The following is a 15018-nucleotide window of genomic DNA, read 5'->3' on the forward strand; positions in this document are numbered from 1 at the left end:
ACAAAGGAACTCGGACAAACAGGCTCTTTGAACCTTCTTTTTTAAAGTGGTAGAATTTTTTCATGGTGGTGTAAGATGAAATCAAAAGAACTTCTGAAGAAAAAGTTGATTAATCTAGCTAGTGGGGAATTGGCAGCTGTTTTAGTATTTTGGATGAATTTTTTCTTGCTTAAAAAGTGGATTCTTACTACTAAAGCCTTCATTTCTCTTTCTTTCTCTTTGTTTCTGCTAACTTTTATCTTGATACAAGGCTCCGTTTTTTGGTGGATTTTAATCAAGAGGATTTCCAATCCAGGATTTGCTGAAAAGTATACGGGAAAGATTTACAAGATATTGAAGAAATTGGATTTTATTTTACTAGCTACGGGAATTTTTGTGATATTATTTAATCACGGAGAGTTTTCTACGTTTATCATTTCTTTTTCGATTTGGATGTTTGCTCTTATAGAGTGGGTAAATTACTTTCTATTGCAATTGTCATACAGCTTGAATCCTGCTGTTTTATGGAGATACATTAGAAATAGGAAATTGAAAAAGAGTAAAATAGCAAAGGAAATTGAGAAAATCTTATAAACGCTGATGATTTGCAAAATGATTTCCAAGAACCGAAAGATGCAAAGGAGTGCAATCTTATGCCCAGACCGAAAACTAAAGAAGATTTGCTACTAGCTGCTAAAGAAAACTTTGAGAAGTTACAAACTCTCATTTCCAAATTGTCTGATCAAGAGTTAAATACGCCTTTTGATTTTTCTCGGGATGAAAAGAAGAAGGAGGCCCATTGGAGGCGAGATAAAAATGTAAGAGATGTTTTGATTCACCTCTATGAATGGCATCAGCTCTTGTTGAATTGGGTGCATTCCAATCAAAAGGGGCAAGAGCAGCCCTTTCTTCCTGCGCCCTACAACTGGAAGACTTATGGAGAGTTGAATCTGGAATTTTGGAAGAAGCATCAGAATACTTCTCTTGAAGAGGCAACAGAGATCTTTCATCAGTCCCATCAAGATGTTTTGGACTTAGCTGACACATTTACAAATGAAGAATTATTTTCAAAAGATGTATATAAATGGGTCGGACGGACTGTACTAGGTTCCTATTTTGTAAGTGCAACTTCTAGCCATTATGACTGGGCCATGAAAAAATTGAAGGCACATCAAAAAAATTGCAAGGCAAAATAATCTATAGAAGACAAGAATTGGAGAGAAATAAGAATGAAGAAATACAGCAAAATAATCATGTCCTGCGCCTGCCTGGCTTTGACTTTTGGACTGGCGGCATGCGCTAGTTCGCAGAAAAATAAAGAAACAAGTCAAACTACATCGACTTATTCAAATCTAAACAGTAAAAAGAGTGTCGAAGAAGTTAAGAGTTTGTTGGCTGCCAACTTGGATAAAGACAGTGTCGATAACTTTGTCAATCTAGTCAATGACTACAATGGACTTGTCGGCTCTACTGGATTAACGGGCGATTTCACTAAGTTTACCAAAACAGAATATGACGTAGAAAAAATCAATCCTCTATGGCAGGCAAAAAAGGGCGATTTTATCGGGACAAATTGTCGGATTAATACTTACACTTTGCTGAAAAATAGCATCGAAATCCCTCAAATCGAAAAAGATGACGAACTCTTGTTCATAGATAATGATTCGATTGACAAGGGGAAGCTCTTTGATGCCAAGGATAAGGAAGAGTTTAATATTCTATTCTCAAGAGTCAAGACTGAAGCGACTCAAGATGTAAAAGTCCATGCTAAGAAGATGGAGGAATACTTCAAGCAGTTCAAGTTTAGCGAAAAGGCGAGGATGCTTTCTGTCATAGTCCACGACAATCTTGATGGCGACTCTCTCTTTGTAGGGCATGTCGGCGTCTTGGTTCCAGATAAAGATGGATATTTATTTATCGAAAAGCTGACCTTTGAAGAGCCTTATCAGGCAATCAAATTTGCGACCAAGGAAGATGTCTACAAATACTTGCAGACCAAATATAAAGACTACACAGGGGAAGGTTTGGCCAAGCCCTTTATCATGGACAATGATAAGTGGGTAGAGGGTAAGTAGTGTGCTTCAGTTAGTATTAAGAAAATAGAACTGGGAGATTTAGCGTATGGAATTAAAAGATTTTACAGAAAAGGAACAGGAGCAGATCAATCAAGGGCTCAGCACGGCGGAACTCACTGATAAGGAAGCTGCCAAAAAGATTCTGGCACTTGTGCCTAAAGAGTGGATTAAGAGGATTCCTTTCTTTGTGAGAGGGCATGCGACGACCAAGACGGTTGAGCGAGTTGCCAAGCAATGTCCTGAACTATACGCTGTCGCTAAGCAACAAGGCGAACTTCCCGACAAGGAAAGAGAAGAATTGCGCGTGATTATGACAAGCATTTTTGAAGAAAAGATGAATAAGCATAAGATTAAATGAGTTCTTACTTTGAAAGAAGTAAGAGCCTTTAGAAAGTCACTGGAAGCAGTGGCTTTTTCATTTGTTTGTGGAAATGACGAGGCTAGTTATTAAAGCTCCATTTGGATGTTGAGTTCTAATTGGGCTTTGGGACTATTCTCCATGAGAATTATCGGTAAAAATGGTATAATGTTCCTATATTTTCTAGAGGAAAAGGCAGGCTATGAAATTACTTTATACAGATATTCGCCATTCTTTGACCAAGGTTTTGGTGGCGGAGGCTGAGAGCTTGGTGGCGGCCGGTAAGCGAGTCTTTTATATTGCGCCAAATTCGCTATCTTTTGAGAAGGAGCGGGCGGTTTTGGAGTGCCTGAAAACTCAGGCTTCCTTTGCCATTACGGTGACGCGCTTTGCCCAGATGGCTCGGTATTTTGTCCTCAATCATGTTCGGCAAGGGCATAGTTTGGACGATATTGGTCTGGGAATGCTGATTTATCGGACCTTGACAGAGCTGGATGATGGAGAGCTTAAGGTCTATGGCCGGATTAAGAAGGATGCCCAGTTTATCCAGCAGCTGATGGAACTTTACCATGAACTGCAGACTGCCCAGATGTCCTTTGCGGATTTGGAATTTCTTGAGGAGCCTGAGAAGCGGGAGGATCTGGTCAAGATTTTTACAGCGGTGACTGCTGCTCTGAATAAGGGGGATTTTGATTCGTCTTCTCAGATTGCTGCTTTTGCCCAGCATATTCTGGCTGGTGATACGGATGAGGAGTTGGAGAATTTGGCCCTGGTCATTGATGGCTTTACTCGTTTTTCTGCCGAAGAGGAATACTTAGTCGGTCTTCTGCATCGGAAAGGTGTGGAGATTGTCATTGGGACCTATGCCAGCCAAAAAGCCTATCGAGCAGCCTTTCGTGAGGGCAATCTCTATCAGGCCAGCGTGGATTTTTTGAGAAAGCTAGCCGAGGACTATCAGGTCAAGCCTGACTATATCTCTCATGCGAGAGCAGAAGATGCCTTTGGACGGATTTCCAAGGTCTTGGAGAGTCGCTATGACTTTTCAGAGCCAGCTGTTGAAGTGAGTGAGACAGACCGCTCGCAGCTTCAGATTTGGGCTACTATGAACCAGAAAGAAGAGCTGGAGTATGTGGCTAAGTCCATCCGGCAGCGGGTTCATGATGGTGTACGCTATAAGGATATTCGTCTGCTTTTGGGAGATGTAGAAGCCTACCAGCTTCAGCTCAAGACCATTTTTGACCAATATCAGATTCCCTACTATCTGGGGCGGAGCGAGTCGATGGCCCAGCATCCGCTGGTTCAGTTTGTCGACTCCTTGGAGCGGCTCAAGCGCTATAACTTCCAACTGGAAGATCTGCTCAATCTCTTAAAGACGGGGCTCTACGGCGATTTAACTCAGGAAGAGCTGGATCATTTTGAGCAATATCTGCGCTTTGCGGACATTAAGGGAGCAAGCAAGCTAGCCAAGGATTTCACGGCCAATAGCCAAGGGAAATTTGACCTAGACCGTCTCAATCATATTCGTCGTCGGGTCATGACTCCGCTGCAAGACTTTTTCAAATCCCGTAGTCAGACGGCGTCTGGTCTCTTAGCTAAGTTCACGGAGTTCGTTCAAGCAGCCCGTTTGTCTGACAATTTGACGGTTCTACTACAGGGAGAAAGTCAGCAGGAGCAGGAGCGCCATGAGGAAGTCTGGAAGGCTTTCAGTCATGTCTTAGAGCAGTTTGCTCAGGTCTTTGCAGATAGCAAGGTCAAACTGGATGATTTTCTGGCCTTGGTCTTGTCAGGTATGCTTTTGTCCAACTACCGGACGGTACCGGCGACAGTAGATGTGGTCAAGGTCCAGTCTTATGACCTGATAGAGCCTTTAGCAGCTCCTTACGTCTACGCGATTGGACTGACACAGGAGCGTTTTCCTAAAATCGCGCAAAACAAGAGTCTGCTTAGTGATGAAGACCGAGCTCGGCTCAATGATGCAACGGATTCTCAGGCGGAACTCCAGATTGCCAGCTCAGAAAATCTCAAGAAGAATCGCTATACGGCTCTGTCGCTGATGAATTCTGCGACCAAAGAGCTGGTCTTGTCTGCGCCAACCTTGGTCAATGAAGTAGAGGACAGCATGTCGACCTATCTGCTGGAATTGACTGCGGCTCCACTTTCCTTGCCCATCATTGTCAAAAAGCCTCAAGCTTCTAGTGACGACATTGGCAGCTACCGAGCTCTCTTGTCTCAAATCATCGAGCTCCACCAAGAGGAGATTGATCGAGAGTGGACAACGGAGGAGCAGACTTTTTGGGCAGTGGCTGTGCGGGTTCTGCGCAAGAAGTTGGCAGCAGAAGGCATCAGCATTCCGCAAATCAGCAAGGAGCTGAAAACGGAGTCTCTGCAGCCGGAAACTCTGCAAGCTCTCTACCCTCATGAGCAGCCTCTCCGACTTTCAGCCTCTGCTCTCAACGAATATTTCCGGCATCAGTATGCTTATTTTCTCAAGTATGTTCTGCGCTTGCAGGAAGAGTGGACCATCCATCCAGATGCTCGAAGTCATGGGATTTTCCTTCACCGGATCTTTGAAAAGGTCCTGCAGGATGATTCGTCTGCCGATTTTGACCGGCGTTTAGCGCAGGCTATGGAAGAGACCAGCCGAGAGGCTGAGTTTGAGAGCATCTACAGTGAGTCAGGCCAGACCCGTTTTGCCCGCCAGCTCTTACTAGATACGGCGCGGGCGACTGGCCGTGTGCTGGCTCATCCAACTGGGATTGAGACCATTGGTGAGGAGACTGGCTTTGGATCTGCTTCTAAGCCTTTCCTGACCTTGGAAAATGGCAGAGCAGTAACCGTGAGCGGAAAGGTGGACCGGATTGACCGTCTGACCAAGACCGAGAGTCTGGGAGTGGTTGACTATAAGTCTGGCGATATTAAGTTCAGCTTTGAAAAGTTCTTTAACGGACTGAATTCTCAGCTGCCGACCTATCTGGCGGCGATTGAGGAGTTAGCAGACTATCAAGAGGACAAGGGAACTTTTGGTGCCATGTATTTGCAGATGACTGATCCGATTGTGGCACTTAAAGATACCAAGACCTTGGCGGATGCAGTTAATCAGTCTATGAAGCCATTGCAGTACAAGGGACTTTTTGTCGCGGATGCTGTCAAGGAACTTGGTCCGCTCTATGAGAAAAATAAGACCAACTTGCTGAGCCAGGGGGACTTGGATTTGCTGCTGGCCTACAATGCTTATCTCTACAAAAAAGCCGCGGAAGGCATTCTATCAGGTCACTTTGCAGTCAATCCTTATACGGAGAATGGGCGCAGCATTGCTCCTTATGTAGAGCAGTTTAAGGCCATTACAGGCTTTGAAGCCAATCTCCATCTGGGACAGGCACGTCAGCTGGAAAAGCTGGATACAAGCAAGTTTGATAGGCGGCCGACTGGTGAGAAGTTGCGCCAGGCCTGGCTAGAAAAGATGAGGGAGGAGATGGAAAAATGAAGAGAATTCCTTTTTTAACTTCAGAAGAAATTGCTCTTAAGCAAGCCCAAGAAGCTGCTTCGGACAAGCCACAGAAAAAGACGGCAGAGCAGATTGAGGCCATCTACTCCTCTGGCCAGAATATTCTGGTCTCCGCTTCGGCCGGATCGGGTAAGACTTTTGTCATGGTCCAGCGGATTATAGACCAGATTCTTAGAGGTGTTGCTGTCAGCCAGCTCTTTATCTCGACCTTCACTGTTAAGGCGGCAGGCGAGCTAAAAGAGAGGCTGGAGAAGGAACTGGGGCAGGCCTTGAAGGAGGCCGAGAGTCCTGAACTCAAGCAATATTTGGCCCAGCAATTAGCTGACTTGCCCAATGCTGACATTGGCACCATGGACGCCTTTACCCAGAAAGTGCTTAGTCGCTATGGTTACCTGCTTGGTTTGGCACCAAATTTTCGGATTCTCCAGTCTGCCAGTGAGCAGCTGATTCTGCAAAATGAAGTTTTCAGTCAAGTGTTTGACCGTTACTATGACAGTGAGCGTCAGGCTTTGTTTAGTCGTTTGGTAAAGAACTTTACTGGTAAGCGTAAGGATTTATCAGGCTTTCGGGAGCAGGTTTATCGGATTTACAGTTTTCTGCAGTCAACCAGCAGTCCTCAGCGCTGGATGGAGGAGACCTTCCTCTATGGTTATGAGCACAGCGACTTTGCAGCAGAGAGAGTGTGTGTATTCGGTCAAATCAAATCAGCCCTTTGGGAGTTGGAAGCTTTCTTTTCTGCCCATCTGGAGCATGAAGGAAGAGAATTTGCAGGTGCTAAATATCAGGAAAATGTCCAAGATGCTTTGACCGTCTTGGCAGGCCTGAATGAACTGTCCTCAATAGACGAAACCGCTCAGATTCTCAAGCAGATCGTGGCACTTTCTCAACTGTCCAATAGCCAGGCCTTTACAGCTCGGGTTGGTAAGAATGCAGACGAGCTCAAAAAAGAAATGGCCAAGGATTACAATGAAGCCAGGAAGCCTATGATTGAGCGGCTGCGAAGCTTTGACCAGCAGCTTTATCAACTGGACTTTATTGAGCAACACCAGGCTGAGTGCCTGCCTCTAGTTGAGCTTCTGCGGGATTTTGTGGCGGACTTTGCACAGGCTTATTTGGAGCGTAAGAAAGCAGAAAATGCCTTTGAATTTGGTGACATCAGCCATTTTGCTATTGAGATTTTAGAGAGATTCCCAGAGGTGCGTCGCTTTTATCAGGAACGCTACCACGAGGTCATGGTGGATGAGTATCAGGATACCAACCATACGCAGGAGTGCATGCTGGACTTGCTTTCCAGAGGGCAAAATCGCTTTATGGTGGGCGATATAAAGCAGTCTATCTACCGTTTCCGTCAAGCTGACCCGCAGATTTTCAGTGATAAGTTTAAGGCCTACCAAGAGGATAGCAGTCAGGGCAAGCTAATCGTCCTTAAGGAAAATTTCCGGAGTCATCTTGAGGTGCTGGAAGCGACCAATGATGTTTTTAAACGCCTAATGGATGAAGAAGTCGGGGAAATTGACTATAATGAAACCCACTATCTGGTGGCTGGCAATCCAGCTAAACGTGAGCCTAATCTAGCTAACCGCGCTTCCTTCTTAATCTATGAAGGCTCTAAGGAGAGTCCGGAAGAAGAGGGTGATGAAGGCTTGCCACAGGCAGTATCAGCTGGGGAAGTGGACCTAGTCATCAAGGAAATCATCCGCCTGCATAATGAAGATGGAGTGGCTTTTAAAGATATTACGCTGCTGACGGCTTCCAGAACCCGCAATGATTTGATTTTAGCTTCCTTTGAGCAGCACCAGATTCCGCTGGTACCAGATGACGGCGCAGCAAACTATCTGCAGTCGGTTGAGGTATTGGTTATGCTGGATACCCTGCGGACCATCAATAATCCGCTGAATGACTATGCCCTGACCGCCCTTCTCAAGTCTCCCATGTTTGACTTTGGTGAGGACGAGCTAGCTCGGCTGTCCTTGCAGGCCAGTCAAGAACGTTCTCAAGAAAATCTTTATGAAAAATTGCTCAATGCCCTTGAAGGAAGAGGTTTGAACCCTACTTTAGTCACCCAGAAACTGCAGAAAAAGCTACAGCATTTCCATGAGACCCTACAAAGCTGGCGGACCTATTCCAAGACGCACTCCCTGTATGATTTGATTTGGAAGATCTATCAGGATCGTTTCTACTATGACATGGTGGGGACTCTGGCCAATGGTGCCCAGAGACAGGCCAATCTCTATGCCCTCTCTTTGCGGGCCAATGAGTATGAAAAGTCTAGCTTTAAAGGCCTGTCTCGCTTTATCGGGATGATTGACCGTATCTTGGAAAATCAGCATGATCTAGCCAGTGTGCCAGTGGCGGCACCTAAGGACGCTGTTCGTCTCATGACCATTCATAAGAGTAAGGGGCTGGAGTTCAAGTATGTCTTCCTGCTCAATATGGACAAGGCCTTCAACCGTCAGGATAGCAGCTCTGCTATTATCCTTAGCCGGACCAATGGAGTTGGTATCAAGTATGTAGCGGATGTATCGGTGTCTGTGGAAGACCCCTATGCGCCGAATCAGCTGCGCATTTCCATGGATACGCTGCCTTATCAGCAGAATCTAGCGGAGCTGCAGTTGGCCAGTCTGTCTGAGCAGATGCGTTTGCTTTATGTGGCCATGACGCGGGCTGAAACCAAGCTCTATCTGGTCGGCAAGGGCAGTCAAGAAGCCTTGGATAAGCGTCAGTGGGGCAAGAGCCAACAAGGGCGTTTGTCTGTCAGTCTGCGCAGCCAGCTCAGTAATTTCCAAGACTGGCTCTATGCCATTCAGGCTGTTTTTTCCGATGAGAATCTCGCCTACGAGACCCGTTTTGTCACTGATGAGGAGCTAACTTCCGAAGAGATAGGGCGAATTAATGAACCTGTGCTCTTTCCAGCGGATGATTTGGCGGATAATCGGCAGTCGGACGATATCCGTCGGGCTCTGGATATTTTAGAAAGTGTGGATCGACTGAATAGCCAGTATCGCTCTGCCATTGAGCTGCCTAGTGTGCGAACTCCAAGCCAGATTAAGAAGTTTTATGAGCTGATCATGGATACGGATGGCCTGGATATCATGGATGAGCGAGCAGCTTTTCGGCCTCAGCCTAACTTTGACTTGCCTGATTTTGGCAAGAAAGCCAAAGTGACTGGAGCGCAAGTAGGCAGTGCTGTTCATGAACTCATGCAGCGGATTCCTTTGGATAGCAGTCCCAGCATGGCTGTACTTCGTTCTGCTTTAGCTCAGGTTCAGGCCGATGAAGCGGTTAAAAAGCAGATTCAGCTGCCTAAGATTTCATCTTTCTTCGAGACGGATTTGGGACGACTCTTGATTGAGAACAGTGACAGAGTTCGTCGAGAAGCACCTTTTGCCATGCTCAAGAGGGACGAAATCAGTGGTCAGGAATTTGTTTTGCGGGGGATTTTGGATGGTTACCTGCTATTTGAAGACCGGATAATTCTCTTTGACTACAAGACGGATAAATACAAGGATTCGTCTGAGTTGATTGCTCGCTACTGTGGCCAGCTAGACTTATATGCTCAAGCTCTCAGCCGTTCTTATGGCATTTCGCAGATTGAAAAATATTTGATTTTGCTAGGCGGTGAGCAGCTGCAGGTGGTTAAGGTGAATTGATTATTTTGTCGTGTCCAGAAAGGAAGGAAGCCTGTGGAACAGTTAGAACGTATTCAAAAAATGGAAAAGCACCTGAATAAATATTCTCAGGTCTTAGCAAGTGCTCAGGAAGCTTTAGCTGAGCTGGAGCGCTGCCAGTCAGATTATATCCAGTTGAGGGACTACTATACTGGTCAGGAATTTTTTGATGATTTAGAATTCTCGAATGGACCGGATTTCCCTGAAAATATAGCTTGCGGTGTCTTAAGTGAAGATGCTGTCTATGACCTGATGGGGGAGCATTTTGAAACAGCGATTAATCTGTTGGATTTGTCTAGTGCCATGCTGAAAGAACGTTAATACATTTAGAAAGAAAAAAATATTTAATTTTTTTCAATTTTCCTCTTGCTTTTTAATAAAAATTCATGTAGAATATTCAACAATAAATTGAAAGCAATGAGAGAAAAAGTCTAAGACAAGAAACAGAGAGTGCCTAATGGTGAGATGGCATGCAATCCTTAGACGACACATTCTTGAGTGCGGATGCGAAATCAGTCAGCAGTCTGAGACTAGTGTCCGACGGCTGATTGCCGTTATCAATCTGGAGTCCCGTACTCCCAGAGAGTCCTCAGGCGACTGAGGGCTGAATAAAGGTGGAACCGCGTGTCAACGTCCTTGCAAAGTTTTTTTGCGAGGGCTTTTTATTATATTTAAATCAGAAGATTCCCCTATTTTCCTTTAGCAAAGCGGTAAAGTTCGTCTTTCATTTATTAGAAGTTCTAAAAGATAATCAGAGTCAGATAATGGCTAGTGCGTGAAAGAGAGGTGGCAAGATGGTTAAGCTAAAAGGTCTCAGGCAGATCAATCCCTATGTAGCAGGGCAGCAACCCAATGATCCAGACATGATTAAGCTCAATACCAATGAAAATGCTTATGGGCCAAGTCCTAAGGTGGCAGAGGCCCTGCAGAACTTTGATGACCAGGAGTTGCGAAAGTATTCCAGTTTGGACCAGACGGAGCTTTGTCAGGCTTTGGCGGCCAACTTGGGTGTATCGCCCGATCAGCTCATTATCGGAAACGGAAGTGACGACATCTTGTCCATGGCTTTTCTGGCCTTCTTTAACAGTGGCGAGTCGGTCTTATTTCCAGACTTGACCTATGGTTTTTACAAGGTCTGGGCTGACCTCTATCACGTGCCTTTTCGCGAAATCCCTCTGACAGATGATTTTGAGGTCCATCCGTCAGATTATTTTGGAGACAACGGCGGCATTATCCTAGCTAATCCTAATGCTCCGACAGGGATTTATCTGCCGCTGGAACAGTTGGAGGAAATTCTGGCGTCCAATCAAGATGTGGTCGTGGTGGTGGACGAGGCCTATATTCACTTTGGCGGTCAATCTGCCCTGCCTCTTCTAGAAACCTATCCCAACCTCTTTATCACACGGACCTTTTCCAAGGATGCGGCCTTGGCTGGTCTGCGGGTGGGCTACGGCCTTGGCCATCCAGACTTAATAGCTGTCATGAAAGCTGTCAAGGATTCCATCAATCCTTACTCGGTGGATCTGTTAGCAGAGAGCTTGGCTCTTGCTGCGGTGCAAGACTGGGATTATTATCTGGAGACCGGTAGAGCCATTCAAGAGACCCGAGATTGGTTCGCTGGAGAATTGGCTGCGCTGGATTTCCAAGTCCTGACAAGTCAGACTAACTTTGTCCTAGCCCAGCCTAGTGGAATTTCTGCAGCAGAGCTTTTCCAGCAGTTAGAGGAGCGTCGGATTTATGTGCGGTATTTTCCAAAAGCAGAACGAATCAAAGACTTTCTGCGCATCTCTATCGGACGGCGAGAGGAGATGGAAACAGTCCTGGCAGCTATCGAGGAAATTTGCAGCAGCTGAGAGTTTGACTCAGAGCCAACCAATGTAAGAATAGAGTAAGAAAGGAAAGCAGCCTATGAATAAAATCACCCTTCCGATTGGCATGCATGACAAGCTTTTCAAGAGGGCGCGTGTGACTTACGAGATTGAGCGGGACATCAGTGATTTCCTGATGGCTCAGGGCTTCAATCGGATTGACACACCGACTTTGGAGCACTTCGAGGTCTTCAGTGACTATGTGGAGCCCCATCATTATCATCTTTTCGATAAAAAAGGCGAGCTACTGGTTCTACGGCCAGATGTGACCAGCCAGATTGGTCGGGTTATTGCTTCGACCAGGGTGCATACGCCTACCAAGTTTTCCTATTCGGGCAAGGTCTTTCACTATCAAGAAGAGCTGCGCGGTCTTGCCAACGAGCTCAGCCAAGCTGGTATTGAGATTATCGGCTATCCAGCTCGCAAGGCGGTGCTTGAGGCTATCAAGACAGCCAAGCAGTCGCTGGATTTAGCGCAGGTTAAGTCTTATCAGTTTGAGTTTTCCCATGCAGCAATCCTGCAGACAATCCTAGAGAGTCTGGCCTTGGATTCGCAGGAGGAGGCCCAGCTGCTTGATTATATTCGCAAGAAAAACAGGACGGGACTCTTTGAATTCACCCAGACCAGATCGAGTGAATTTGATGATTTTTTACAGGAGCTGCCTTATCTGTTCGGCCCTAGCCAACAGGTTTTAGCTAGGGCCAGAGAGCTGGTTGACAACGAGAGAATATTGACAGCTCTAGATGATATAGAGCAGGTTCTGCAGAGCCTATCAGGATTGCTGGATCAGACAACCATGGACCTAGGGCAGGTAGCGGCCATGCCATACTATACTGGTCTGACCTTTAAGGTCTTTGGTGACCGAGTGCCAGATGCTTTTCTATCTGGTGGTCGCTATGACCAGCTTTTCAAGCGCTTTGGGGCAGCAGAACTGACAGCTATCGGCTGGTCCCTAGACATTGACAGTGTCTATCAGGCCATTCATGATGACCTACCGGACGAGGGTGGAAAGGAAGGTGATGGCAGATGAGTCAGATTACCATTGCCCTGACCAAGGGGCGGATTGAGAAAGATACGGTCAAGCTCTTGACCCAGGCTGGCTTTGATATGTCCTTCATGGCAGACAAGGGGCGCAGCTTGATTTTTGAAAGTCCAGACAGTCGCTTTCGCTTTCTCTTGGTCAAAGGGCCTGATGTGACGACCTATGTGCGCCATGGAGTCGCTGATTTGGGCATTGTCGGCAAGGATATTCTCTTTGAGCATCCGACTGGCTATCTGGAGCTGCTGGATCTGAACTTTGGGCTTTGTAAATTTTCACTGGCCTCGGTGCCCAGCTATGACCCTCATGATCACAAGCGCAAGCGGATTGCGACCAAGTACCCGACGGTGGCGACTGATTATTTTAATCAAAAGGGGGAAGATGTGGAAATCATCTCCATCCAAGGTAGCGTGGAGATTTCACCGGTGCTGGGTCTGGCGGATGCCATTGTCGATATTGTGGAGACAGGGCATACCCTGTCAGCTAACGGCCTGCTGGTTTTTGAAGACATTTGTCGGGTGTCAGCCCGGCTCATTGCTAATCAGGCTTCCCTGAAAAATAACCCGGATATCATGCCTTTTGTGGCAAAGATTGAATCCCTAGTAGGAAGAAGAGAGGTGGCTTTTAAATGACAATTATCAAACGTTTAAGCGGAAGTAACGAAGAAATTTCACGGATTTTATACGAAGAGCAGCTGCAGCTTAGTCAGCAGAACTTAGATGTGGAAGAAGCGGTGGCTGAGATTATAGAAACGGTCAAACAAGACGGTGACCAAGCTTTAAGAGACTATACCATGCTTTTTGATAAGGTTGAGGTGGCAGACTTTGAGATTGGGCAGGAGCTGATTGATCAGGCTTTTGAGGAGATTGATCCAGAGGTCTTGGCCGCCCTGAAAAATGCCCAAGCTAATATCGAATCCTACCACCGCCAGCAGTTGGAGACTGGTTTTGAGGACAGTCCCAGTGAGGGCGTTGTCCGTGGTCAGTTGATTAGGCCGATTGAGCGGGTCGGCACCTATGTACCTGGCGGCACCGCAGCTTATCCATCCTCCGTCCTCATGAATGTTATCCCGGCTAAGATTGCCGGTGTCAAAGAAATCATCATGATTACACCACCCCAGGAGCACTTTACCCCAGCGATTTTGGTAGCCGCCAAGCTAGCTGGTGTGGATCGGATTTTCCAAATTGGTGGAGCCCAAGGTGTAGCAGCTCTGGCTTATGGTACTGAGACCATTCCCAAGGTAGATAAGATAACGGGACCAGGCAATATCTTTGTGGCTACGGCCAAGAAGATGGTTTATGGTGTCGTGGGAATTGACATGATTGCCGGACCTTCTGAGATTGGAGTCATTGCGGATCGTTCAGCCAGTCCAGTCTATGTGGCAGCTGATCTTCTGTCTCAAGCCGAGCACGACAAGCTGGCTCGGGCTATTCTGGTGACTGACTCGGAGGAGCTGGCGGACCAAGTCGAAGCAGAGCTAGACAGACAGCTGAAAGAGCTGCCGCGGGAGGAAATCGCGCGTGCTTCGATTGAGAACAATGGTCGCATCATCCTTGCCCCTTCTAAGGAAGCCATGTTTGAGCTTATGAATCAGGTGGCACCGGAGCATTTGGAAATTGCCATGGATGATGCTTACAGCTATCTGGATCAGGTTGAAAATGCTGGTTCTGTCTTTCTGGGGCATTATACTAGCGAGCCAATTGGTGACTACTATGCGGGAGCCAATCACGTTTTACCGACAACCAGCACCAGTCGTTTTTCATCAGCTCTGGGTGTCTATGACTTCATCAAGCGCATTCAGTACACCCAGTACAGCCGTGCTGCTGTAGGAGCGGCTGACAAGGATATTACCAGTCTGGCCTATGCAGAAGGCCTGCAGGGACATGCTAAGGCCATCGAAGCCCGCAGACAGGAAAAATAAAAGGAGTTACCATGAGACAAGCTGAAATCAAGCGTAAAACACAGGAGACCGATATTGAACTGGCTGTGAATCTGGACCAACAGGAGCCGGTAGCTATCGAGACCGGTGTCGGATTCTTTGACCACATGCTGACCCTTTTTGCCCGCCACAGTCGGATTGCTCTGACGGTCAAGGCTGAAGGCGATCTTTGGGTGGACAGCCACCATACGGTTGAGGATGTAGGCATCGTGCTGGGCCAGGCTCTGCGTCAGGCTTTGGGAGACAAGGCCGGCATCAACCGCTACGGTACTAGCTTTGTGCCTATGGATGAAACGCTGGGCATGGCGAGTCTGGACTTATCCGGTCGCTCCTATCTGGTCTTTGAGGCGGATTTTGATAATCCTAAACTTGGGAATTTTGACACCGAGCTGGTAGAGGAATTTTTCCAAGCCCTAGCCTTTAATCTGCAGATGAATCTGCACCTGAAAATCCTTCATGGTAAGAACAGTCACCACAAGGCGGAAAGCCTCTTTAAAGCGACTGGCCGAGCTCTACGGGAGGCTATTACGATAAATCCAGAGATTCATGGAGTTAACTCCACCAAGGGCTTGCTCTAGCTTGCCCTT

General features: G+C 46.7%; 12 protein-coding genes. All 12 read left to right on the forward strand.

Translation table 11 applies throughout. The features are described from left to right. Positions 1-75 precede the first annotated feature (75 nt). Positions 76-573 carry a hypothetical protein gene (locus J1C91_RS04495; RefSeq protein WP_002909400.1) on the forward strand — a complete coding sequence of 166 codons (498 nt, stop codon included), beginning with the start codon at positions 76-78 and terminating at the stop codon, positions 571-573. 59 nt (positions 574-632) lie between these two features. Further along, positions 633-1175, forward strand: coding sequence for a ClbS/DfsB family four-helix bundle protein (locus J1C91_RS04500; RefSeq protein ID WP_032912428.1), 543 nt, complete (start codon positions 633-635; stop codon positions 1173-1175). Positions 1176-1208: 33 nt separating this feature from the next. Beyond that, positions 1209-2054: a DUF4300 family protein gene (locus J1C91_RS04505; RefSeq protein ID WP_002909402.1), complete on the forward strand. Its 846-nt coding sequence runs from the start codon at positions 1209-1211 to the stop codon at positions 2052-2054. A 46-nt stretch (positions 2055-2100) separates the two neighbouring features. Further along, complete coding sequence (locus J1C91_RS04510; RefSeq protein WP_002909403.1) at positions 2101-2412, forward strand: hypothetical protein; 312 nt, start codon at positions 2101-2103, stop codon at positions 2410-2412. Positions 2413-2614: 202 nt separating this feature from the next. Next, the gene (gene rexB / locus J1C91_RS04515) at positions 2615-5896 is read left to right on the forward strand and encodes an ATP-dependent nuclease subunit B (RefSeq protein ID WP_002909404.1); all 3282 of its coding nucleotides are present in this window, start codon (positions 2615-2617) and stop codon (positions 5894-5896) included. Then, positions 5893-9567 carry a helicase-exonuclease AddAB subunit AddA gene (addA, locus tag J1C91_RS04520; RefSeq protein ID WP_002909405.1) on the forward strand — a complete coding sequence of 1225 codons (3675 nt, stop codon included), beginning with the start codon at positions 5893-5895 and terminating at the stop codon, positions 9565-9567. The genes rexB and addA overlap by 4 nt, the downstream gene beginning before the upstream one ends. 33 nt (positions 9568-9600) lie before the next feature. After that, entirely contained in the window at positions 9601-9906 is a 306-nt protein-coding gene (locus tag J1C91_RS04525) for a DUF4298 domain-containing protein (protein WP_002909406.1), read from the forward strand. Positions 9907-10379: 473 nt separating this feature from the next. After that, complete coding sequence (gene hisC, locus J1C91_RS04530; protein ID WP_002909407.1) at positions 10380-11438, forward strand: histidinol-phosphate transaminase; 1059 nt, start codon at positions 10380-10382, stop codon at positions 11436-11438. A 55-nt stretch (positions 11439-11493) separates the two neighbouring features. After that, entirely contained in the window at positions 11494-12483 is a 990-nt protein-coding gene (locus J1C91_RS04535) for an ATP phosphoribosyltransferase regulatory subunit (protein WP_002909408.1), read from the forward strand. Further along, positions 12480-13124: an ATP phosphoribosyltransferase gene (gene hisG / locus J1C91_RS04540; protein ID WP_002909409.1), complete on the forward strand. Its 645-nt coding sequence runs from the start codon at positions 12480-12482 to the stop codon at positions 13122-13124. Before J1C91_RS04535 ends, hisG begins: the two co-directional genes overlap by 4 nt. Beyond that, positions 13121-14413, forward strand: a complete 1293-nt coding sequence (gene hisD / locus J1C91_RS04545) for a histidinol dehydrogenase (protein ID WP_002909411.1) — start codon at positions 13121-13123, stop codon at positions 14411-14413. The genes hisG and hisD overlap by 4 nt, the downstream gene beginning before the upstream one ends. Positions 14414-14424: 11 nt before the next feature. Further along, on the forward strand, positions 14425-15009 hold the full coding sequence (gene hisB, locus J1C91_RS04550; RefSeq protein ID WP_002909416.1) for an imidazoleglycerol-phosphate dehydratase HisB: 585 nt from the start codon (positions 14425-14427) through the stop codon (positions 15007-15009). The last annotated feature ends 9 nt before the right edge of the window (positions 15010-15018 follow it).

It is taken from the genome of Streptococcus sanguinis, assembly GCF_050222175.1.
In the GTDB taxonomy this organism is placed as follows: Bacteria; Bacillota; Bacilli; order Lactobacillales; family Streptococcaceae; genus Streptococcus; species Streptococcus sanguinis_M.